Annotated in this window: 17 protein-coding genes, 2 tRNA genes and 1 pseudogene; 9 read left to right on the forward strand and 11 right to left on the reverse strand. The window is 38.5% G+C overall.

The window, feature by feature from the left end:
- Window positions 1-70: 70 nt before the first annotated feature.
- The gene (locus ACK1I8_RS15335; RefSeq protein ID WP_412466207.1) at window positions 71-697 is read right to left on the reverse strand and encodes a class I SAM-dependent methyltransferase; all 627 of its coding nucleotides are present in this window, start codon (window positions 695-697) and stop codon (window positions 71-73) included.
- A 92-nt stretch (window positions 698-789) separates the two neighbouring features.
- Window positions 790-1,701: a hypothetical protein gene (locus tag ACK1I8_RS15340; protein ID WP_412466208.1), complete on the reverse strand. Its 912-nt coding sequence runs from the start codon at window positions 1,699-1,701 to the stop codon at window positions 790-792.
- 123 nt (window positions 1,702-1,824) lie between these two features.
- On the opposite strand from ACK1I8_RS15340, the gene ACK1I8_RS15345 reads away from it, so the two are divergent.
- The gene (locus ACK1I8_RS15345; RefSeq protein ID WP_412466209.1) at window positions 1,825-2,241 is read left to right on the forward strand and encodes a VOC family protein; all 417 of its coding nucleotides are present in this window, start codon (window positions 1,825-1,827) and stop codon (window positions 2,239-2,241) included.
- A gap of 630 nt (window positions 2,242-2,871) precedes the next feature.
- Here ACK1I8_RS15345 and ACK1I8_RS15350 read toward each other — a convergent pair.
- The 4 genes from ACK1I8_RS15350 to recO form a co-directional block, all read right to left on the reverse strand.
- A complete protein-coding gene (locus ACK1I8_RS15350) occupies window positions 2,872-3,033 on the reverse strand; it encodes a GIY-YIG nuclease family protein (protein ID WP_412466210.1) in 162 nt (53 codons plus the stop codon).
- Between the two features lie 182 nt (window positions 3,034-3,215).
- Window positions 3,216-3,290: transfer RNA gene (locus tag ACK1I8_RS15355), tRNA-Val, on the reverse strand.
- A 145-nt stretch (window positions 3,291-3,435) separates the two neighbouring features.
- Window positions 3,436-3,513, reverse strand: a tRNA-Val gene (locus tag ACK1I8_RS15360).
- A gap of 93 nt (window positions 3,514-3,606) precedes the next feature.
- A complete protein-coding gene (gene recO, locus ACK1I8_RS15365) occupies window positions 3,607-4,332 on the reverse strand; it encodes a DNA repair protein RecO (RefSeq protein ID WP_412466211.1) in 726 nt (241 codons plus the stop codon).
- A gap of 119 nt (window positions 4,333-4,451) precedes the next feature.
- On the opposite strand from recO, the gene ACK1I8_RS15370 reads away from it, so the two are divergent.
- Both ACK1I8_RS15370 and ACK1I8_RS15375 read left to right on the forward strand, forming a co-directional pair.
- On the forward strand, window positions 4,452-6,803 hold the full coding sequence (locus ACK1I8_RS15370; RefSeq protein WP_412466212.1) for an efflux RND transporter permease subunit: 2,352 nt from the start codon (window positions 4,452-4,454) through the stop codon (window positions 6,801-6,803).
- A 68-nt stretch (window positions 6,804-6,871) separates the two neighbouring features.
- Entirely contained in the window at window positions 6,872-7,465 is a 594-nt protein-coding gene (locus tag ACK1I8_RS15375; RefSeq protein WP_412466213.1) for a transposase, read from the forward strand.
- A gap of 29 nt (window positions 7,466-7,494) precedes the next feature.
- Here the strand turns inward: ACK1I8_RS15375 and ACK1I8_RS15380 are convergent, their stop codons facing one another.
- Window positions 7,495-7,767, reverse strand: coding sequence for an isoleucyl-tRNA synthetase (locus ACK1I8_RS15380; RefSeq protein WP_412466214.1), 273 nt, complete (start codon window positions 7,765-7,767; stop codon window positions 7,495-7,497).
- A gap of 269 nt (window positions 7,768-8,036) precedes the next feature.
- On the opposite strand from ACK1I8_RS15380, the gene ileS reads away from it, so the two are divergent.
- From ileS to ACK1I8_RS15405, 5 genes and pseudogenes are all read left to right on the forward strand, one after another.
- Entirely contained in the window at window positions 8,037-11,438 is a 3,402-nt protein-coding gene (gene ileS / locus ACK1I8_RS15385) for an isoleucine--tRNA ligase (RefSeq protein ID WP_412466215.1), read from the forward strand.
- 29 nt (window positions 11,439-11,467) lie between these two features.
- Entirely contained in the window at window positions 11,468-11,851 is a 384-nt protein-coding gene (locus ACK1I8_RS15390) for a TraR/DksA family transcriptional regulator (RefSeq protein WP_090984197.1), read from the forward strand.
- A complete protein-coding gene (locus ACK1I8_RS15395; protein ID WP_412466216.1) occupies window positions 11,851-12,453 on the forward strand; it encodes a lipoprotein signal peptidase in 603 nt (200 codons plus the stop codon). The genes ACK1I8_RS15390 and ACK1I8_RS15395 overlap by 1 nt, the downstream gene beginning before the upstream one ends.
- A gap of 334 nt (window positions 12,454-12,787) precedes the next feature.
- Window positions 12,788-13,348 (forward strand): annotated as a pseudogene (locus ACK1I8_RS15400) (DUF4269 domain-containing protein).
- Window positions 13,349-13,449: 101 nt separating this feature from the next.
- Window positions 13,450-14,133, forward strand: coding sequence for a DUF1080 domain-containing protein (locus ACK1I8_RS15405; RefSeq protein WP_412466217.1), 684 nt, complete (start codon window positions 13,450-13,452; stop codon window positions 14,131-14,133).
- Between the two features lie 54 nt (window positions 14,134-14,187).
- Here ACK1I8_RS15405 and ACK1I8_RS15410 read toward each other — a convergent pair whose 3' ends face one another.
- From ACK1I8_RS15410 to ACK1I8_RS15425, 4 genes are all read right to left on the reverse strand, one after another.
- Window positions 14,188-14,547: a DUF2809 domain-containing protein gene (locus tag ACK1I8_RS15410; RefSeq protein WP_412466218.1), complete on the reverse strand. Its 360-nt coding sequence runs from the start codon at window positions 14,545-14,547 to the stop codon at window positions 14,188-14,190.
- A gap of 99 nt (window positions 14,548-14,646) precedes the next feature.
- Window positions 14,647-15,888 carry a 2-oxoglutarate dehydrogenase complex dihydrolipoyllysine-residue succinyltransferase gene (odhB, locus tag ACK1I8_RS15415; RefSeq protein WP_412466219.1) on the reverse strand — a complete coding sequence of 414 codons (1,242 nt, stop codon included), beginning with the start codon at window positions 15,886-15,888 and terminating at the stop codon, window positions 14,647-14,649.
- Window positions 15,889-15,991: 103 nt separating this feature from the next.
- On the reverse strand, window positions 15,992-18,790 hold the full coding sequence (locus tag ACK1I8_RS15420) for a 2-oxoglutarate dehydrogenase E1 component (protein ID WP_412466220.1): 2,799 nt from the start codon (window positions 18,788-18,790) through the stop codon (window positions 15,992-15,994).
- A 209-nt stretch (window positions 18,791-18,999) separates the two neighbouring features.
- Window positions 19,000-20,274, reverse strand: coding sequence for a DASH family cryptochrome (locus tag ACK1I8_RS15425; RefSeq protein WP_412466221.1), 1,275 nt, complete (start codon window positions 20,272-20,274; stop codon window positions 19,000-19,002).
- Window positions 20,275-20,442: 168 nt separating this feature from the next.
- On the opposite strand from ACK1I8_RS15425, the gene ACK1I8_RS15430 reads away from it, so the two are divergent.
- The gene (locus tag ACK1I8_RS15430) at window positions 20,443-21,345 is read left to right on the forward strand and encodes a TIGR01777 family oxidoreductase (protein WP_412466222.1); all 903 of its coding nucleotides are present in this window, start codon (window positions 20,443-20,445) and stop codon (window positions 21,343-21,345) included.
- Window positions 21,346-21,457 lie beyond the last annotated feature (112 nt).

Genomic DNA, 21,457 nt, shown 5'->3' on the forward strand with positions numbered 1-21,457 from the left:
ATTACTTTTTAGAACAAAGATCCAAATCCAAAATTTAAATGCAACATAGATGCATTAAATGAATGTCATTTTATTTTCTATAAATAACTGCTTTTATAAAACTCCGGTAATAAAAACGTTGTTCCACAATCTGATAACCTGTATGTAAAAAATAAGGATTCATGTTCACTAGCTGATTGGCCTCTACAATCCCCAGTAATTTAAAAAAGCAATACATCGATTTAAGCAGCAGCCATTTCCACCAGTTTCCATTGACTTTATTGAGCGAAAAATCAACTATAAACCAAAGGCCGTCTCTCTTTAAACAGCCATTCAATTGCTGAAATACTTTTGCAGCCCTTTCTTCAGCAAAATTATCGAAAAGGAATGGCGTTAAAACGACATCAAACAATACATCGGTGTTAAAATCCTCAATACCCATATTCAAAAATTCAACCTGATTGTTTTTATAATCCCGCTTTTGAGAAAGCGCCAGCATTTTAGCGGAGATCTCTACATAAACAATCTTCAGCCGGTCTGGATGTATCCTGGAAATTTCCTCTAAAATCCATCCTGTTCCACCACCTGCAATTAAAATTGAACTATCTTTTGGAATATATGGAAGTTGATTGACCTGAGCATTAACCTGCGATTTAAAAAACACCAAACGGCTTAAGGTATCGTAATGATTAGCTATTTTATCGTAGTTGTTGTTCATTCTTGTAGTAGTATCAAGTATTGAGAATCAAGTATCAAGATAAATTTTTCGAGTGTAAATACGCTTTGGTCTTTCAGCTTTAACCTTTCAGCTCACTGAACAAACTGCATTCCTATTATTCCACATATTGCCTTAAATAAAATCAGTCCATCAATTACCATCAGATAATACAGGATATTTTTCCTTTTGTGCATGGAATAAGCAACATAAATTGTCAAAACAAAGGGCAGAACATTGAATAGAACCTGTGGTATTCCGAAGCCTTTATAAGTGGCAAATATGCCCAGCGAAATTAAACCGATAATTAAAAGGGGAATGAGAATATTAAAAATGGTTCTTCGTAAGCCATAACGCACTACAAAAGTGCGCAGGTGTTTATTCGCATCGGTAGGGTAATCTTTAATATCGAAAATAATGGCATTTACCGTGCAGAACATCCAGTTTTTAACAAATAACCAGGTCCATAGTACCGAATCATGATAACCCACCCCAGTTTCGATTTTAAGCATAATTAAGGGCAGCACATTGACACAGCAGGCCCAAACAAAACCAATAACGAAAGCTTTTAACCAGCCCGTATTGCGTAGATTAAAGCTAATGAAGGATTTAGGGAGCAAACCATAGTATAAAGCACCCGCAGTAGTCATAACGACCATAGCTATCCAATAACTAAGCGGGAGCGACAGCATATGTTTAAAGTTCTGATACAGCAGGTTAATGGCCAACAGCATGCAACTGATAAAAAGCACAGTCTGACTCCAGTTAATAAATGTCTTGTGTTGATAATACCATTGATTGCGGGGGTTGGTAGCAGAGGGTGCAGTAGACACTCTATTGTAGGCGTAGGTATAATAAATGGTGGGGGCCAGAAATAACAAGAGGTAATAATTGAGGGAATTAAACGGAAGTCTGAGCTGAAGAGTAGCCTCAAGCGTAAGGGCTACTGCTAAAATCCCCACAAAGTAGTTTCCAAAGAAAATAAACCTGACGATTTTACGGAGCATTTAAATTTGTTTTTTGTGAGCAATTTCGGATATATTATTGAATATGGTAAATAATAAAGTTGATTTTCTACTATCTTAGGGTTAGAAAAGAATTTAACTGGCAAAATCTCAATCAAAAATAATATGGAAGACACAACAAACCCGGCTTCAACAACTGATACCACACCAAAGGTGACAGGAATTGGCGGCATTTTCTTTTTTTCGGATAATCCGAAGGAAACAAAAGATTGGTATGCTAAAAATTTAGGTGTCGAAATCAATGCGTGGGGTGCTGTGAGTTTTGATTCCCGGAATATCAATGATCCTGATGAGGTGGAATCACTTCAATGGAGTCCGTTTAAAAAAGGAGATGAATATTTTTCACCTTCGAAAAAGGAATTTATGATTAATTACCGGGTTCAAAATCTTGAAGCGCTATTGGAAAAACTTAAAGAAAATGGTGTAATGATACTTGATGAAATCGCTACTTACGACTATGGAAAATTTATCCATATTATGGATGAAGAAGGCAATAAGATTGAATTATGGGAGCCTAAATAGTTTGTTGTTATCCTGACGTATAATTTATTTTACAAAAATCAATACGAGTGGCATAAATTTTATTAGATAACATCCCTTAAGGAATCGTCATTCCCAACTTGATCCGATAGATTCTATCAATGGTAATGCAGCGAAGAATCTTTACGATAGAAATCTCAACGTGGTTTAAAATATTTTTATTGATCCAATCCCATTAGACATACTTCGAGCCAAGATAACTTTTACTTTAGCTAAAAGATTCTTCACTGCGTTCAGCATGAAGCATAAAAAAAGCCTCTCAATAAATTGAAAGGCTTTAAATGGTGGGAAATTGATCCCGATATTCAAATCGGGACGCCATCCTCGGTGTAAATGAGGGCTCTGAACCAGCTGAGTTCACTTCCTCGATGAGTATCTGTACCAAAAATTTGAACATAAAAAAAGCCTTCCAGTTTCCTGGAAGGCTTAGTGGGAAATGATCCCGATGTTCAAATCGGGACGACCACTTAGGTTTAAACGAGGTGCTCTGAATCAGCTGAGATGAACAATCCCTAGGATAAGTTAATATATCTTGCTGAGGCAATCAATTTTTCAATCATTAGCCTGCTCTTCCAACTTTTAATTTGTTTCTCTTTTAATATTGCCTCTTTCCTAGTTTCGAAAACCACTCCAAACAACACACCAATCTCCGGTATGACCGGTAAAACCTGAATGATTTGTGTTGTGTTTTTTCAACCTATTCGTTAGATCATTTGTAGAGCCAACATAATATTTATTTCGAGTTTTTGAATATAAGATATAGGTGTAAAACATATAATAAATATAAGAATTCACTAAATAGAATCATCTTAATATTATTAAAGCAATCGAGACGATACCTCTATATAAAAGGGAGCCTCATTAACCACCTGAGTCAACTTTTCTGTAGAATTATTACAACTCAAATCCTAAAATTTGAACATAAAAAAAGCCTTCCAGTTTCCTGGAAGGCTTAGTGGGAAATGAGGGGTTCGAACCCCCGACCCCCTCGGTGTAAACGAGGTGCTCTGAACCAGCTGAGCTAATTTCCCTTTTTGGTAATGTTTCAAAATTATCTCATCTTTTTCGATCCGACCCTCCCGACTGATAACGTCGGGATGCTCTGAACCAGCTGAGCTAATTTCCCTTTGTATATGTCAAATCTGATAAAAAAGCCTTCCAGTTTCCTGAAAGGCTTGGTGGGAAATGAGGGGTTCGAACCCCCGACCCCCTCGGTGTAAACGAGGTGCTCTGAACCAGCTGAGCTAATTTCCCTTTATATTTTGTCAAATTTAATGCCCCACTCTCCGTTTGGGAATGCAAATATAGCGCTATAAAACTGTTCTGCAAATCTTTTTTTCTTTTTTTTCAACTTAATAAAGTTTCGAGGATCTTATGCGATTGCACCACCCCAAAAGAGGCAGTATGTAAGGTATAGAAAACCAATATCTTATCTAACAAAAAGCGTCGCTGGCTATTGCTTAATTTTATTTCAGAAATCTTTTCGAGTGGTGAATCAAACAATGAAATAAAACCTGTCGCATCATCTAATTGAAGATAATTGGAGTGAACCGGCAACCGTGAAGTAAATTCTCCTTCCTGCAGATCAAAGTAGATCTGATCGTTTCTTCTTTTTCCGTTAGGAGAAAAACCTAAAAACCTCGTAAGCTTTAATAAAAACGACAAATGAAAATTTGGGTTTATCTCTTCCACTTCATCAAACCAGGCAATCGAATTAAAAATGTAATCGAATAAACTTTCATCAGCCGATTGCTGCCTGATGCTTTTATACAGCACCTCATTTAAAAATATAACGATACTGGTTTTAAGGATATCATATGGAATACTTTTAAAAACCGGCGTTTGCCGGACTTCCGACACCCTTTGTATATTGGTATTTACTTTATGATAAACCACCATATCCAACAAGTGGAGCGACTGCAGCATGTTCATCTTAATCTTCGCTTTTGGTTTTTTAACCCCATTGATCAGGTAAGACTGCATGCCAAATTTATCGGTAAGTACCTGCACCACCACACTGCTTTCGCTGTAGTTTGTAGTCTTTAAAACAATGCCCCTAACTTTGTGCAACATCCGGTTAAAACAATTTTTTCAAAAGTATGTTATTTGTGCAAATTTAATTGTGCGAAAAGTAATCACGTTTTACAAATAAGATTAGTTTTGCCTTTAATATTATTAAAACTAAGCTGCACATGTGGGTTAAGCTATCGAGATTTATTCTTCAGAATCGTATTGCAATCATTGTATTTTTTGTATTAGGAACAATTTTCATGGCTTACCAGGCCAAAAATGTAAAACTCTCTTACACGGGGAGTAAAATCCTACCTGTTACCGATAGCGCTTTCATTAAATACAACACCTTTAAAAAAACCTTTGGAGAAGATGGCAGTGTGATGGTGGTGGGGATACAATCGCCTGATATTTTCAAAAAAGAAATATACAACCAATGGGTCCAGCTTTCTAATGATATACAAAAATTAAAAGGCATCAAGCAGGTTTTATCTTCAGGAAGGATTTTTCAACTGGAAAAAGATACTGTTAACCAAAAATTTGTGTTAAAACCATTACCAGGCGGCCTGGTTAAAACCGATGCAGAGATGGATTCGATCAAAAATGCCATTTATAGCAATCCTTTTTTCGAAGGTCTGGTTTATAACCGTCAAAATGCAACTTTGATGGCCATCACCTTTGATACTAAAATCTTAAATACTGCCGAACGTAACCCCATTTTAAAAGAGATTGAGACAAAGGCAAAAGCTTTTCAAACGGCCACAAAAATTAAGGTTCATATATCGGGACTGCCTTATATCCGTACCGCGGTAAGTAAGCTGGTCAGTAACGAATTTGTACTATTCTTAGGTTTATCCATTCTGGTATCGGCCCTAATTTTATTGATCTTCTTCAGGAAATTCTACGCGGTATTTTTCCCTATTTTAGTGGTTATAATGGGTGTAATCTGGAGTATTGGCACACTGGTTTTATTTGGTTTTGAACTAACCATTTTAACCGGATTGATTCCGCCTCTGATTGTAATTATTGGTATTCCCAATAGTATCTTACTGTTGAACAAATATCAGAATGAACTCAGAAAGCATGGCGATAAACAAAAAGCGTTAAGCATCACCATAGAACGGATTGCCATTACTACCTTAATTGCGAACATTACCGCAGCTATCGGATTTGGGGTGTTATACTTCACCGGAAGTGAACTTTTGATGCAGTTTGGCAGTGTGGCTTCTATTAATGTAATGGTTACCTGGTTGATGTGCCTATGTTTGATTCCGATTATCTTCAGCTACCTGCCAGTGCCTAAACTTAAAGCACAAAACCACGTTGAAGAAGGCTTTTTACATCAGCTATTGGTCAAAACAGATGTACTCGTTCAGCAAAAAAGCGGATTAATCTATATCGGAACAATTATCATTTCTATCATTGCCTTTGTTGGTGTAATGAAAATAAATGTGAATGGCTACGTAGTTGATGACCTGCCCAAAAACTCCGAAATTTTAACTGACTTAAAGTTCTTTGAGAAAAATTTTGAGGGCATTTTACCTTTGGAAGTAAGTGTCGATACCAGGAAAAAAAATGGCGTTTTCAATTTAACCAACCTGAAAAGAATGGAGAAATTGGAAAAAATGATCTCATCTTACCCGGAATTTTCACGGTCTATCTCGGTAAATATGGGCTTGAAATATGCTACTCAGGCATTTTACAATAACGACTCTACCTTTTTCCGTTTGCCAGACAACCTGGAGAAGAATTTTATTCTGGCCTACATCGCAAATGGCGGTAAAGGAAACGCAAACCTCTTAAACAACTTTGTTAGTAAAGGAAATCAGAGCACGAGGATCAGTTTTCAAATGGCTGATGTAGGTTCGAAACGTTTAGACGCCATTATGGCCGAATTAAAACCACGTATTGACAGCATATTACCTCCATCTAAATTTGATGTTGAGCTCACCGGCTCAAGCATTATCTTTTCTAAAGGAACCGACTATATGTTAAGGCACCTGGTAGAAAGCATTGCCCTTGCTATTATATTGATCTCTCTCTTAAGGCTGGCACAGTTTAAGAGTTTGGGCATTATGTTCATTTCGCTGTTGCCCAACATTGTTCCGCTTATTATCACAGCCGGAATTATGGGCTATTTTGGAATTTCCTTAAAACCTTCTACCATATTGATTTTCACCATCGCCTTTGGTTTAGCATCCGATCAGACCATTTATTTTTTAACACGCTACCAGCAGGAATTAAACCTGACGAATTTTAGCGTACCCAAAGTAATTAGCGATACCATTACCGAAACAGGCGTAAGTATGACACATATCGCTTTAATTTTATTTTTCGGTTTCGGAATATTTACCGCTTCAACCTTTGGCGGAACAGTAGTATTAGGCTTACTCTTATCTATAACCTTATTGGTGGCCTTAATTTTCAATTTAACTTTATTGCCGGCACTGGTATTATGGTTAGATAAAAAGAAAGTAAGAAAAGTGGTATCAGATGAAGAATCTGCGAAAAACGCAGGTGAGTTTGATCATTAGACCTTTTTCTAAATCCTATAAGGTTTTTAAAACCTTATAGGATTGTTATATTTATAAAAAAAATTGCCATGAAATATTTCGATAAATTTCATCCCGACAATTTTTACCATATTTATAACCATGCTGTAGGAAAAGAGAATCTGTTTAGAAAACATGATAACTTTATTTTTTTCTTGAGCAGATATGATAAATATATATCCCCTATCGCTAAAACATTTAGCTATTGTTTAATGCCTAATCATTTTCATTTATTGATTCAAATTAGAAATGATAAGGTGATTAGGCTGTTGGCGAAAAATGATAATGATGAATTTGATTTCCATAAATTCATTATGCAGCAACTCAGTAATTTTTTAAACAGCTATGCGAAGGCATTTAATAAACAATGCAATAGAAGAGGAGCTTTATTTTTAGATTTCACTCGCAGAAAAGAAATTAATGATGAATCTTATTTTTGCAAACTAATAAATTATATTCACCATAACCCTGTTCATCATGGTTTTTGCAAATTACCATCGGAATGGAATTATTCTTCTTACAATTCAATAATCAACATCAACAAAAGCTCCAAACTCGAAAGAAATGCAGTTTTCGATTGGTTCGGAGGAATAGAAGAGTTTGTGGAATTTCATCAAAATGAAAAATCTATTCTAGACCTATAAGGTTTTGGAAACCTTATAGGTCTATCACTTTATTCTGTTGCAGGCTTTTTCTCCTCCTCATCAACCGGAACCTCAACAGTCGGATCGGTAATAATTTCGGCATTGCCATCTTTGTCTCTTTTGGCAAATAAAATTGGATAGAGCATCCAGAGTGCACCAACCATGATAAGTACGCCCGCCAGCATTTGGAAATAGACGCTTCCCTTTACTTCATAGGCGTCCAGAATTTTATAAGTAATAAAAGAAAGCAGCCCTGCAGCAATTACAAAAACGGCCTTCTGCAATTTCAATAGCTTAATCATAGGGTCTTTCTTTTTAGTGTGATCATATGGATTAAAACAAAAATAAGTCCGATAAGTTCGAGCAAGCCACAGAAATAAAAAGCATATAGCACAAAATCGCGGTCAGAAGGGCTTATTACCACTATAATTGGCAAAACAATTACAGCTACGATCATTAATGCAAGCCCTATATTAAATAATTTCACGTTAAAAGTATTTACATCAAAACTACCAAAATTCGGCCAATTCTGTTAACTTTGCAACCTTTAATTTTTTGAGGTACTTGATTGATGTATAGCGAATTTAAACAACTGGAACTTGCCAAAATAGGGCAGGAAATTTTAGATTTTTGGAAAAAGGAGAATATCTTTGAAAAAAGCATTTCTTCGCGTCCTAAATCTAATCCGTTTACTTTTTACGAAGGACCACCGTCTGCCAATGGTATGCCGGGGATCCACCATGTAATGGCGCGTGCAATTAAGGATATTTTTTGCCGCTATAAAACTTTAAAAGGCTACCAGGTTAAACGCAAAGGTGGTTGGGATACACACGGTCTCCCGATTGAACTTGCGGTAGAGAAAAAACTGGGCATTACAAAAGAGGATATCGGTAAAAAAATCAGTGTAGATGAATATAACGAAGCCTGCCGTACCGAGGTTATGCGCTATACCGACGTATGGAACGACCTGACCGAAAAAATGGGTTACTGGGTTGACCTTGAAAATCCATACATTACTTACGAAAATGAATACATCGAAACCCTTTGGTGGATTTTAAAACAGCTTTATGACAAAGGATTTTTATATAAAGGTTATACCGTTCAACCTTATTCACCTGCTGCGGGTACAGGTTTAAGCTCACACGAGCTGAACCAGCCAGGCACTTATAAAGATGTAAGCGACACCACGATTGTGGCACAGTTTAAAACTATTGAGTCTACTTTGCCGGAAGCATTAAAAGGTTTTGGTACGGTTCACTTTTTAGCCTGGACAACCACCCCATGGACATTGCCAAGTAATACCGCATTAACCGTAGGGCCGAAGATTGACTATGTACTGGTTAAAACTTTTAATCAATATACTTTTGAGCCGATCCAGGTGATACTGGCTAAGGCTTTGGTGGGCAAGCAATTTTCAGGGAAATATTTCTTAGCCGAGAGCGACGAAGCTTTTGCAAGCTACAAAGCTGAAGATAAAAAAATCCCTTACACGGTTTTAGCAGAATTTGTGGGTACAGATTTAGTAGGCATCAGATACGAGCAATTATTGCCTTATGCACTGCCTTATCAAAATCCGGAAAATGCCTTCCGGGTAATTGCCGGAGACTTCGTAACCACCGAAGATGGTACAGGTATCGTACATACCGCACCAACTTTTGGTGCTGATGATGCCCGGGTAGCTAAACTGGCGACACCTGAAGTACCGCCGATGCTTGTTTTGGATGAAAAAGGCAATGCCGTTCCTCTGGTAGATCTGCAGGGTAAATTTATTGCATCGTTAGGCGGAAATTACGGCGGCAAATACGTCAAAAACGAATATTATAAAGACGGTGAGGCGCCAGAAAAATCTGTCGACGTAGAAATCGCCATCCAGTTAAAAGAAGAAAACAAAGCTTTTAAGGTAGAAAAATACGTCCACACCTATCCACACTGCTGGAGAACAGATAAACCTGTTTTATACTATCCGTTAGACAGCTGGTTTATTAAAACCACCGCGGTTAAAGATAAAATGGTGGAATTAAATAAAGGAATTAACTGGAAACCGGAATCAACAGGGATTGGCCGTTTTGGTAACTGGTTGGAAAACCTGGTTGACTGGAATTTATCGCGTTCACGTTATTGGGGAACACCTTTACCCATCTGGCGTACGGCTGATGGAACGGAAGAAAAATGTATAGGCTCTATCGCTGATCTAAATGCGGAGATTGCAAAATCTGTAGAAGCCGGATTTATGCCGGCAGGTTTCGAACTGAAAGATATGCACCGCCCATATGTGGATGATGTAATCTTAACTTCATCAAAAGGTGAAAAAATGATCCGCGAAACTGACCTCATCGACGTTTGGTTTGATAGTGGTGCCATGCCTTATGCACAATGGCACTTTCCGTTCGAGAATAAGGAAGAGTTTGAAAACGCTTATGCTGCTGATTTTATCGCAGAAGGTGTTGACCAAACCAGGGGTTGGTTCTTTACTTTACATGCCATTGCGGTAATGTTGAGCGAAGCCAGTGATGAAATTAAAGCGGTAAACGCAAAAGTAGGCAATCCTGGTGTTGCTTTCAAAAATGTAGTTTCGAACGGACTGGTATTAGATAAAAACGGCAACAAAATGTCTAAACGTTTGGGCAACGCCGTTGACCCTTTCAGCACCATCGAAACTTACAGCGCCGATGCTACGCGCTGGTATATGATCAGCAATGCATCACCTTGGGATAACCTTAAATTTAGTTTAGAGGGCCTGGACGAAGTACGCCGTAAATTCTTTGGAACCCTTTACAATATCTACGCGTTCTTTGCTTTATATGCCAATATCGATAAATTCGAGATTGACAAAAACAACCTGAGCAAAGTTGAAGACAGAACGGAATTAGACCGTTGGATTTTGTCACTCTTGCAGAATTTAATCAGCGAAGTTGATGAAAGCTATAATACTTACGAGCCAACTAAAGCTACCCGTGCCATCCAGACTTTTGTTGATGAACATTTGAGTAACTGGTACATCAGGTTAAGCCGCCGCCGTTTCTGGAAAGGCGAAATGACTGATGATAAACGTGCTGCCTACGAAACACTTTATACCTGTTTAGAAACCCTTGCACAGCTGATGAGTCCGGTTGCGCCTTTCTTTGCGGATTGGTTGTACAGAAACTTAACGGTAACGGATGCATACGCAGCAGAATCGGTTCACTTAACGTTATGGAAAGAAGCTGATCCAAGTTTAACAGACAATGCGTTGAACGAAAGAATGGTTTATGCTCAGGATATCTCTTCGATGGTTTTATCGTTGCGTAAAAAATCGGGCATCAATGTGCGGCAGCCTTTAGAGAAAATCTTAATTCCATCTTTAAATGGTGATTTCGAACAAAAAATTGCTAAAGTTGCCGATTATATTCTTTCCGAAACCAATGTGAAACACATTGAATTCATCACTGATACGCATGGCATTGTAAAGAAAAAGCTGAAACCAAACTTTAAATCTCTGGGTAAAAAAGTTGGGAAAGATATGAGCATCGTAAAAGAAGCTTTAGAGAACATGACACAAGACGATATCCAGCGTCTGGAGGTTGATGGTTACATCAACGTTTTTGGCAGTAACAACATTCAGCATGCTATTGATCTGAATGATGATGTAGAAGTTTTTGCTGAAGATATTCCGGGGTGGCAGGTAACCAACATTGGCAGCTTAACTGTTGCTTTAGATGTAACCATTTCGGAAGAGCTGAAACAGGAAGGTATTTCGCGCGAATTGGTTAACCGTATCCAGAATTTACGGAAAGAACTGAATTTTGAGGTGACCGATAGGATTAAAGTTTCATTACAAAACGATAACTTGGTAACCAGCGCAGTTGCTAAAAACAAGGATTACATTTGTGCCGAAATATTGGCCGATGAATTTGAATTAACAGATGCTGTAAATAATGCAAACAAAATCGTGATTGACGATGTTGAGTTAAACATTTCAGTAACTAAAATATAAATCCATATATAAAAAAATTAGAAAAGAACATGGAAAACAGTAACAAAACACGCTACTCAGACAGTGAATTACAGGAGTTTAAAGAATTAATTCAAGATAAATTACGCATGGCGAAAGAGGAACTTAATGCTTTAACGGCATCTTTAAGTAATCCCAACGCCAATGGAACCGAAGATACTTCAGGTGCTTACAAAACATTGGAAGATGGTTCGGCAACGATGGAGAAAGAGCAGATCAATCAATTGGCTGCGCGTCAGAAAAAATTTATCGATAATCTGGAGAACGCATTGGTGCGTATCGAGAATAAAACTTATGGTATTTGCCGCGAAACGGGTAAATTAATCCAAAAAGAGCGTTTACGTGCTGTTCCTCATGCTACTTTAAGCATGGAAGCTAAATTAAAACAGAGTTAATGAAAGGCTATACAAAACCTTTAATTGTTATCTTTTTAGTTTTACTGGCCGACCAGCTGGTTAAAACCTGGGTTAAAACGCACATGTACCTTGGGCAGGAGTTCCATATTATTGGTAAATGGTTTATTATCCATTTTACTGAAAATAACGGAATGGCCTTTGGAATGGAGTTTGGTGGTGAATTTGGCAAATTAGCTTTATCGCTTTTCCGTATTGCTGCTGTTGCAGGAATCGGTTATGGCCTACATTACCTCATTAAGCAAAAATATCACCGCGGTTTAATTCTAAACGTCGCTTTGATTTTTTCCGGTGCATTAGGCAACATTATCGATTCGGTTTTTTATGGAAAGATTTATGGTTACGAAACCTGGTTTCACGGCCGTGTAGTTGATATGTTCTATTTCCCAATCGCCGAAGGTCATTTCCCTAACTGGCTTCCGATTTGGGGAGGAGAAGAATTTGTTTTCTTTAGGCCTGTTTTTAACCTTGCAGACGCTGCAATTTCGGTTGGGGTGATCCTAATCCTGATCTTCCAAAAAAACTACTTTAAAGAAGATGTAAAGGATGATGTTAGTTTAAACAGTGAAATTGTGGAAGATTAATATTCCAGCAGACAAGAATTTAATAAATTGAAGCCTGTTTCAAAATTGAGACAGGCTTTTTCATGAAGATCCGTTCATGGAGCTAGCCTCTTTTTATTGTCATTCTGAACAAGATGAAGAATCTTCCCTATTGACTGCCACTTCTATCCACCCGTAGCGTTCCGAAGAGCTCTACGGATCACAGCATCGGAAACAATCTTCTGCTCACTCATCGTTGAAATAAAAGTTCAGTTCAACAATCCGCAGCGGACGCTGCGCTTCACTCGACGGCATTAAGCGGCCGAAGATTTCTTAATTCAGGCCTATTAATTTTAGCAAAAACAATCCACTGCCAATGATCAACTTCCTCAATATCGCCTATCTCAAGTCTGGAAATGAGAAGCAAAAAAAAGCCTATCAGGTTTTGACCGAGAATAAAGTTTTAGAAAAACTAGGACTATATCAACCTATTTTAGTCGGCACCATACCCATTAATATCGACATCGAAAACAGCGATCTTGATATCATCTGCTATATGAAAGATAAAGCCGCTTTTACCGAATTATTAATCAATCACTTTCAGAACAAAAAAGACTTTAAGATCACAGAAAATCCGACCTTTCAATCCATAAATGCTAATTTCGTTATAGACGGTTTCGAATTCGAAATATTCGGACAACCAGTCCCCACAACCATGCAGAATGCTTACCGCCATATGTTAATCGAATATCAGTTACTTTAAAAAAAAGGTGAAGCATTCAGACAAGAAGTTATCATTTTGAAGAAACAGGGATATAAAACCGAACCAGTATTCGCAAAATTACTGGGAATGGAGGGAAATGCTTATGAGGAATTATTGAAATTAGAATTTGATGTCGTGCCGAACGCCGTGAAAAAATCTCAATTAAGACAATAAAAAAACCAACGCTCGTTATTTAAGATCTTCATTTCATTCAGGTTGACAATTATTACCATCATTTTCAAATTTTTAAAATATATTTGAATAAACCAAATATCATGAAATTTCATTACACCCTACTATTACTCATCACACTTGGTACATCGGTATTTGCCCAGAAAAGCCTCTTTAATGGCAAAAATTTAGATGGCTGGCATGTAGATGTACCTGCAATGGACAGCAAACCCGACACCGTTAATCCATTTATGGTACGCAATGGCATGCTGGTCAGTTTAGGTACACCTGGCGGACATCTAATAACCGATAAAATTTACAAAAATTATCAATTAACCGTACAATATCGCTTCGCTGGCAAGCCAGGTAATTGTGGTGTTTTGGTACATGCTTCAACTCCGCGCGTGCTGTACGGAATGTTCCCAAAATCGATGGAAATCCAGTTGCAACATCAAGATGCAGGCGATTTTTGGTGTATTGAAGAAGATATCACTGTACCGGATATGGTAAGCAGACGTGGGCCAAAAGAAAACTGGGGCATAAATGGCGATAAATTACGTCGTATAAAAAACTTAACAGATGACAGTGAAAAACCTGTTGGCGAGTGGAACACCATGATTATTCAGTGTTTAGGAAATGAAATAATGGTGTGGGTAAACGGCACTTTGGTAAACCATGGCACCAATTGTACCGCAGCTAGTGGACAAATCGCTTTACAGGCAGAAGGCAGCGAGGTGGAATTTAAACAATTGGATTTGAAACCGATTAAAGTTTTATCTAAATCTTAGGTTATTCACCCTAACGTAGCTTGTAAGTAAACTATGCTGGAATAGAAACTCCGCTCAATCCTTAAAACACAAACAAATCAAATAACCAACAAAGTAAGCAAGCAGGTCGTAAACAGAAAAATAAGTCCCTAAAACAACAGTCCAAAACGTATTGTCCTGCAGACCCAACCAGTTTACGTAATGAACAGCCTGTAAAAACTCGATTACAAAAGAGAAAATTAACACACCTAAAGCGAGTCTTTTGTTATCGGTAACTAAAAATATTCTGAAGAACGAATAAATTAACATAACTACCAAAACATCACCGCCAAAAGGCCGAATAAATGCATCATTAAGATATTTAGCGATCAACATTTCTATAAGGAATATCGCTAAAAAAATAAATAGAAATTTTGAGTTAAACGTTAATTTCATTTTTTGTTATAAAAAAGAAGTCAAGTTTTTACAGCACGTTGGCCATAAAACTTGACTTCTTTATAAATGTAATAAGTCCCGATTAACCGGTTTTTAGGTTTAAACGCCTAATAACAATCTAGCCGGATCTTCTAACAATTGTTTCACCCGAACCAGGAAACCAACTGACTCACGTCCGTCGATAATTCTGTGATCATAAGACAACGCAACATACATCATCGGGCGGATCACCACCTCACCTTTTTCTGCTACCGGGCGCTCAACAATGTTGTGCATACCTAAAATAGCCGATTGTGGTGCATTAATAATTGGGGTCGACATCATGGAACCAAATACACCACCATTGGTGATGGTAAATGTTCCACCAGTCATTTCTTCAATGGTTAATTTGCTGTCACGTGCTTTTAAAGCCAGTTCTAAAACCGATTTTTCAATCTGGGCTAAAGTCATGCTTTCTGCGTTACGGATTACCGGAACCACTAAACCTTTTGGTGCAGAAACAGCGATAGAAATATCGGCAAAATCATTGTAAATCAATTCGTCGCCTTCAATACGGCCATTAACAGCAGGAAAATCTTTTAAAGCTTCGGTAACGGCTTTGGTAAAAAAGCTCATAAAGCCTAAACCAACGCCAAATTTCTCTTTAAACTGGTCTTTATATTTTCCGCGTAAATCCATAATTGGTTTCATGTTAACCTCGTTGAAAGTAGTTAACATGGCAGTTTCATTTTTAACAGCAACCAAACGTTTCGCCACAGTTCTACGCAATGGCGACATTTTCTCACGGCGTTCGCCACGGCTACCTGCAGGAGCAGCAGCTGTCACAGGAGCACTGGCTTTTGGTGCCTCCGCTTTTTTACCTGCCTCCGCTTTCACTGCATCATCTTTGGTAATACGGCCATCAACACCGGTACCTTTTACTGCAGCAGCATCAATGCCTTTTTCGGCAAGGATTTTACCCGCAGCAGGTGACGGAGTACCTGAAGCGTAAGAGTCTTTAGTCGCAAGTCCTGAGTCTTGAGTCTTTGGTGCTTCGGCAACAGGGGCCGGAGCTTGGGCATCAGCTTTTGAACCATCGCCTTCTGGCTTCGGACTAACAGCTGCACCCCCATCTTCAATTTTACAAACTACTGCACCGATAGCTAAAGTATCGCCTTCGGCGGCTATGGTTTTTAAAGTTCCAGCTTGTTCTGCGGTTAATTCGAATGTTGCTTTATCCGATTCTAATTCGGCTATCACTTCATCCATTTCAACAACATCGCCATCGTTTTTTATCCATCTTGATAAAACAACTTCGGTGATCGATTCACCAACAGGTGGAACTTTTATCTCTAAACTCATATTTTTAAAATTGTAATTTTTGTTGTTATTATGTTTTAAGATTGAAAGTTTAAAATCGTGAATTATTTAATCCGCTATTTTAACCCCTCGGAACCTTCTACATTTAATCTGCTTCAGCCATTTTTTTATTGGCTTTTTTGGTCGCTTCCTTTACTTCTTCCTGTTTAACAGGAAGTTCAAGAGCCTTGGCTAAAATATAGGTTTGTTGGTTGGCATGTTGTTTTGCAAAACCCGTAGCGGTACTGCTGCTTTCCCTTCTCGAAATTACGTCGATACCTTTTAAAGCAGTCTTATATAATTTACGGAATAAATATGGCCATGCACCCATATTTTCTGGCTCTTCCTGCACCCAGAAAATTTCTTTTGCATTTATGTATTTTTTCTGAATGGCTTCCATCTGATCAACCGGTGTTGGATACAATTGCTCTACACGAACAAGGGCTACATGTTTAATTTTATCAGCCTGTTGTTTCTCCAGCAACTCGTAGTAAATTTTACCGCTACAGAAAACAATACGTGTTACCTCTGCAACTTTAGCATTTACATCATCAATAACCTCTTTAAAGCCGCCTTCGGTAAATTCTTCTAACCTGGAAACACAAGCCGGGTGACGGAGTAAACTTTTTGGCGTAAATACCACCAATGGTTTACGGAAATCGCGTTTAAACTGGCGACGTAAAACGTGGAAGAAGTTTGCAGGAGTAGTACAGTTGGTTACCTGCATGTTATAATCTGCACAAAGCTCCATAAAACGCTCAATCCGCGCTGATGAATGCTCAGGCCCTTGTCCTTCGTAACCGTGAGGCAATAACATCACCAAACCGTTTTCGCGTTGCCATTTGGTTTCAGCACTGGCAATATATTGATCTACAACAATTTGAGCGCCATTAAAGAAATCGCCAAACTGTGCTTCCCAAATGGTTAATGCATTTGGATTGGCCATGGCATATCCATATTCAAAACCTAAAACGCCGTACTCTGATAAGTGTGAATTGTAAATATCAAATGAGGCCTGTTGATCTGAAATATTGGCCAATGGTACATATTCTTCTTCACTATCTTCAAGTGTTAATACGGCGTGACGGTGAGAGAACGTACCACGCTCCACATCCTGACCACTTAAACGAACACGTTTACCTTCTGATAACAAAGTACCATAAGCCAGTTGCTCGCCCATTGCCCAATCGAAAACAAGCGTTTCATTCACCATTTTGGTGCGCTCGGCAAATAGTTTTTCGATTTTTTTGAAGAACTTTTTATTTGAGGGTAAAGTGGTAATGCGTTTACCAATTTCCAATAAAGTACTTTTTTTAACTGCTGTAACCGGCGAAGCCTCGAAATCTTTAGGTGTTGCCATCCGCAGATCGGCCCATGCACCACCAAATTTAACTTCGCTGTTGCTGGCCACGTATTCTTTAGCTTCATTCAAACGTTCCTGCAAAATACCACGGAAATCTTTTTCCATTTCTTTTGCTAAACCAGCTTCCAGTTTACCCTCTTTGGTTAATTGATCAATATAAATTTCTCTTGGGTTAGGGTGTTTTTCAATCGTTTTGTACAATAATGGCTGCGTGAATTTAGGCTCATCAGACTCATTGTGTCCGAAACGACGGTAGCAAAGAATGTCAATAAAAACATCATTTTTATATTTCTGACGGTATTCCATTGCCAGGTTAATCGCATAAACCAAAGCTTCAGGATCGTCACCATTGACGTGGAAAACAGGCGATAAAGTTACTTTAGCAATATCGGTACAGTAAGTACTGGTACGGGCATCTTTATAATTGGTGGTAAAACCAATCTGGTTATTAATTACAAGGTGAATAGTTCCCCCTGTTTTATAACCTTCCAAACCAGCCATCTGGATAACTTCATAAACAATACCCTGTCCGGCAACTGATGCATCACCATGAATCAAAATCGGCGCTAAACGGCTATTGTCTCCACCATATTTGAAATCGATTTTAGAGCGGCTCATGCCTTCTACCACACCATCAACGGTTTCTAAGTGGGATGGATTAGGACATAAACTCAAGTGGACGCTTTTACCCGAAACGGTAGCAACATCGGTAGAATAACCTAAATGGTACTTTACATCGCCCCCATATGGAGTATCAGGGCTGTAGCTTTTACCTTCAAACTCCGCAAAAATATCTTTGTATGTTTTTTGCATGATGTTGGCCAACACGTTCAAACGGCCGCGGTGTGCCATACCAATTACAAATTCTTCTATTCCCAGTTCAGCCCCTTTTTCAATTACCGAATCCAAAGCAGGGATCAAAGCTTCTGCTCCTTCTAACGAAAAACGTTTCTGACCCAGGAATTTTGTACCTAGGAAATTCTCGAAACTTACCGCTTCATTTAATTTCCGGAGAATACGTTTTTTCTCGTCGATAGAGAAGTTTGGGGTGTTACGCACACTTTCCATTTTTTGCTGAATCCAGTTCAACACTTCTGGTGTGCGTAAAAATTTAAATTCGGCCCCGATAGAACCTGCGTATGTTTGTTTTAAAAAGGCTACAATATCTTTCAGTTTCGCTGCTCCAATACCAATCTCCACACCAGAGTTAAAAACAGTCTCCAGGTCGGCATCCGATAATCCAAAATTGGCCAGTTCCAATGTCGGTAAATGTTTCCGTCTTTCACGAACAGGGTTGGTGTGGGTAAATAAATGACCGCGGCTACGATAGCCATCAATCAGATTTAAAACATTAACCTCTTTTAAAAAGTGCTCAGGCGTTTCTGCTGTTGCTGCAGGCGCTTCAGATCCTCTTCCAAAATCAAAACCTTCGAAAAATTTCTGCCAACCAAACTCAACAGATGCCGGATCTTGTTGGTAGGATTGATATAAAGACTCTATATATTCGGCGTTTGCGCCATTAAGATAAGATAATTTATCCATTATTAACTGTTTACTATAAGCATTACAAAATTAGAATTTTACCTTATATAAATGGCAAAAATCTCTATTAAATTAAATGAACGGACTTTAACTTTGCAAGTTTGTAAATGAGCTGGCCTGATATACAAAAAACGGGCAAAATCTGCTAAAATTCAATTACCCAAACGTGCGTGTTCCATACGTAGCCGTTTTATCATTCTACGTCACAACTATGATGCCCAAGTTATGGCGTAATTGCCTTTTGGGTCAAGATTTTTGATATTTTTATCAAGATCGAAAACACTTTTTGATTTTTGATCATTACCTACACCGGCTACATTGGCCCAATTGCCCCAATTACTGGCAGGATTGTAATCAATCAGTTTTTCTTCAAAATAGGCGGCTCCCAAAACCCAGCTTACCTCTAAATTATTGATTAAATAAAGGGCTGCCGTTTGACGGGCAATATTCGAAATAAAACCGGTTTGGTTCAACTCCGTCATCACCGCATCTACCACAGCAAAACCAGTTTGCGCATTGCGCCATTTATTAAAATTATCCTGCTCGTTGGCTACATCAACCAGGCCCTGGCTGCCAAATCCATCCGGATTAAAAAATGTATTGCCGTATTTTTTAAACATAAAACGGAAATAATCTCTCCACAACAGGCCTAACAAGATATGATTAAACATGGCCTTGGTATTAGGCACACTTTCCATCTTTTTAATTTCCCAGTACACTTTGCGCGGAGATAAACTGCCTATGGCCAACCAGGCAGAAAGTTTAGAAGCGAGAATTAAATTCTTGGTTGTTGCAGCTTGTTGCATGGCCATAATGACCTTTTGAAGATGAACCAAACCTTCTGCTTCTCCGCCAGCAAACTCGAAATCTGCACGCTGGTCTTTTTGCTGAGGCAAAAGATTAAGGTCTTCCAAAGCGGGTAGCATGCCCCAATCAATCACTTCAGCTACATTGATCCGATCTGGTGCTGCAAAGCAGGGCTTGATCATCGAATCGCGTTCAATTTTCTTTTTAAACTGATTAAAAGCATCAGGAATATCCTTAATGGGAAATGGCAGATCTTCCTTATTGTATAAAGTATGACCAATAAAATGTTTCAGGTTGACGCGTAATTTCCAAAGTGCATTTTCTACAAGTGTTGAAATATGCGTTTCCTCACGCGCAACTTCCCGGTGATGGTAAACTTCCGTAATCTCATATTCCTGCACCAGTTGAGGAATAATATCTTCGGGCTTCCCTTCAGCAATCAGCAAATTACCGCCAATCTGTTTTAAAGCATTTCGTAAGCCTAAAACACTTTCTAGAAGAAACTGCGCTCTGATATTACCTGTTTTTAAAGTACCATATTTAGTGTCGCCAAAAGAACGGCGATCAAGAATGTATACAGGTAAAATCGAATCAGATTTAGCAATCGCTTCCACCAACATTTCGTTATCATGCAAGCGAAGATCATTTCTAAACCAGACTAAAATTTTTTTGGACATCTTTTATCGAAAAGGGTATAAGAACGCTTTACAAATTTATCTTATTTTTCTTCTTCATCCAACCGCTAAGTAATTCTTTACAAATAGGAAACAAAAGAATTAGAACCAGATTAATGCATTTTAATATCCCTCCGACAAACCCTTTTGCTTCTTTGGTGTTTAAAAAAGATGGCAAAAAAGATTCTGATTACCGGCGCTACAGGACTTGTGGGTACTGAACTGAAAAAGCACTTGCTGAACAAGGGTTATGCGGTGAATACACTTTCGAGAAAGAAAGATAACGACGCAAACAATTTTGTATGGGATGTTTATAAGGGAACTATTGAGGCCGACTGTTTGAATGGTGTAGAGGCCATTATCCATTTAGCGGGAGAGCCGGTTGCCGATAAAAAATGGACGGATGAACGCAAAAAACAGATTATCGACAGCCGTGTAAAATCAACAGAATTACTTTTCAAAACCATAAAATCTAATCCGAGCCTTCAACCAAAATCGTTTATTTCTGCTTCGGCAGTTGGTTTTTATGGCGATTGCGGTGATGAGATTTTAACGGAAGAAAGTCAGAAAGGATATGGTTTTCTGGCAGATTGTTGTAAGCTTTGGGAAGATGCCGTAGATGAAGGGAAAAAGCTGAGCCTCCGAATTGTAAAACTTCGTACAGGAATTGTGTTGAGCAATGATGGGGGCGCCTTGCCTCAGCTGGATAAACCCGTTAAATTATTTGTCGGAGCAGGCTTAGGAACAGGAAAACAATGGACACCGTGGATACACATCGACGACATGGTTGAAATGTATATGGAAGCCATCGAAAACCTGAAAATGGAAGGCTGCTACAATGCCTGCGCACCTTTCCCGGTAACCAATACCGCCTTAACCAAAGCGATTGCCAAACAGCTTCGCCGCCCCTTCTGGCCGATGAAAGTTCCTAAAAAAGCATTGGAATTATTATTGGGAGAACGCGTAGAGGCCGTTTTGATGAGCAATAATACCTCGGCACAAAAAATCCTGGATGCAGGATTTAAATTTAAATTCACCCATTTGGATGATGCTTTAAAAAATTTGTATAAATAGGTTAACTGATCAAATGTCGACATCCTGATCCGATAGTTATCGGATTTATTTCAGAATCTTACCAATATACTGGTGCAAAAGGATACTGAAATTCCCGTCCGACTGGCCGGGC

It is taken from the genome of Pedobacter sp. KLB.chiD (assembly GCF_047040275.1).
Taxonomy (GTDB): domain Bacteria; phylum Bacteroidota; class Bacteroidia; order Sphingobacteriales; family Sphingobacteriaceae; genus Pedobacter.

What these genes read in the sequence shown, in the direction of transcription:
- ACK1I8_RS15370 (WP_412466212.1), top strand. Translation starts at nt 4,452, where the DNA reads ATGTGGGTTAAGCTATCGAGATTTATTCTTCAGAATCGTATTGCAATC.
- ACK1I8_RS15380 (WP_412466214.1), bottom strand. Translation starts at nt 7,767, where the DNA reads ATGATTAAGCTATTGAAATTGCAGAAGGCCGTTTTTGTAATTGCTGCA.
- ACK1I8_RS15375 (WP_412466213.1), top strand. Translation starts at nt 6,872, where the DNA reads ATGAAATATTTCGATAAATTTCATCCCGACAATTTTTACCATATTTAT.
- ACK1I8_RS15390 (WP_090984197.1), top strand. Translation starts at nt 11,468, where the DNA reads ATGGAAAACAGTAACAAAACACGCTACTCAGACAGTGAATTACAGGAG.
- ACK1I8_RS15395 (WP_412466216.1), top strand. Translation starts at nt 11,851, where the DNA reads ATGAAAGGCTATACAAAACCTTTAATTGTTATCTTTTTAGTTTTACTG.
- ACK1I8_RS15425 (WP_412466221.1), bottom strand. Translation starts at nt 20,274, where the DNA reads ATGTCCAAAAAAATTTTAGTCTGGTTTAGAAATGATCTTCGCTTGCAT.
- ACK1I8_RS15410 (WP_412466218.1), bottom strand. Translation starts at nt 14,547, where the DNA reads ATGAAATTAACGTTTAACTCAAAATTTCTATTTATTTTTTTAGCGATA.
- ACK1I8_RS15345 (WP_412466209.1), top strand. Translation starts at nt 1,825, where the DNA reads ATGGAAGACACAACAAACCCGGCTTCAACAACTGATACCACACCAAAG.
- ACK1I8_RS15335 (WP_412466207.1), bottom strand. Translation starts at nt 697, where the DNA reads ATGAACAACAACTACGATAAAATAGCTAATCATTACGATACCTTAAGC.
- odhB (WP_412466219.1), bottom strand. Translation starts at nt 15,888, where the DNA reads ATGAGTTTAGAGATAAAAGTTCCACCTGTTGGTGAATCGATCACCGAA.
- recO (WP_412466211.1), bottom strand. Translation starts at nt 4,332, where the DNA reads ATGTTGCACAAAGTTAGGGGCATTGTTTTAAAGACTACAAACTACAGC.
- ACK1I8_RS15405 (WP_412466217.1), top strand. Translation starts at nt 13,450, where the DNA reads ATGAAATTTCATTACACCCTACTATTACTCATCACACTTGGTACATCG.
- ACK1I8_RS15420 (WP_412466220.1), bottom strand. Translation starts at nt 18,790, where the DNA reads ATGGATAAATTATCTTATCTTAATGGCGCAAACGCCGAATATATAGAG.
- ACK1I8_RS15430 (WP_412466222.1), top strand. Translation starts at nt 20,443, where the DNA reads ATGGCAAAAAAGATTCTGATTACCGGCGCTACAGGACTTGTGGGTACT.
- ACK1I8_RS15350 (WP_412466210.1), bottom strand. Translation starts at nt 3,033, where the DNA reads ATGTTTTACACCTATATCTTATATTCAAAAACTCGAAATAAATATTAT.
- ileS (WP_412466215.1), top strand. Translation starts at nt 8,037, where the DNA reads ATGTATAGCGAATTTAAACAACTGGAACTTGCCAAAATAGGGCAGGAA.
- ACK1I8_RS15340 (WP_412466208.1), bottom strand. Translation starts at nt 1,701, where the DNA reads ATGCTCCGTAAAATCGTCAGGTTTATTTTCTTTGGAAACTACTTTGTG.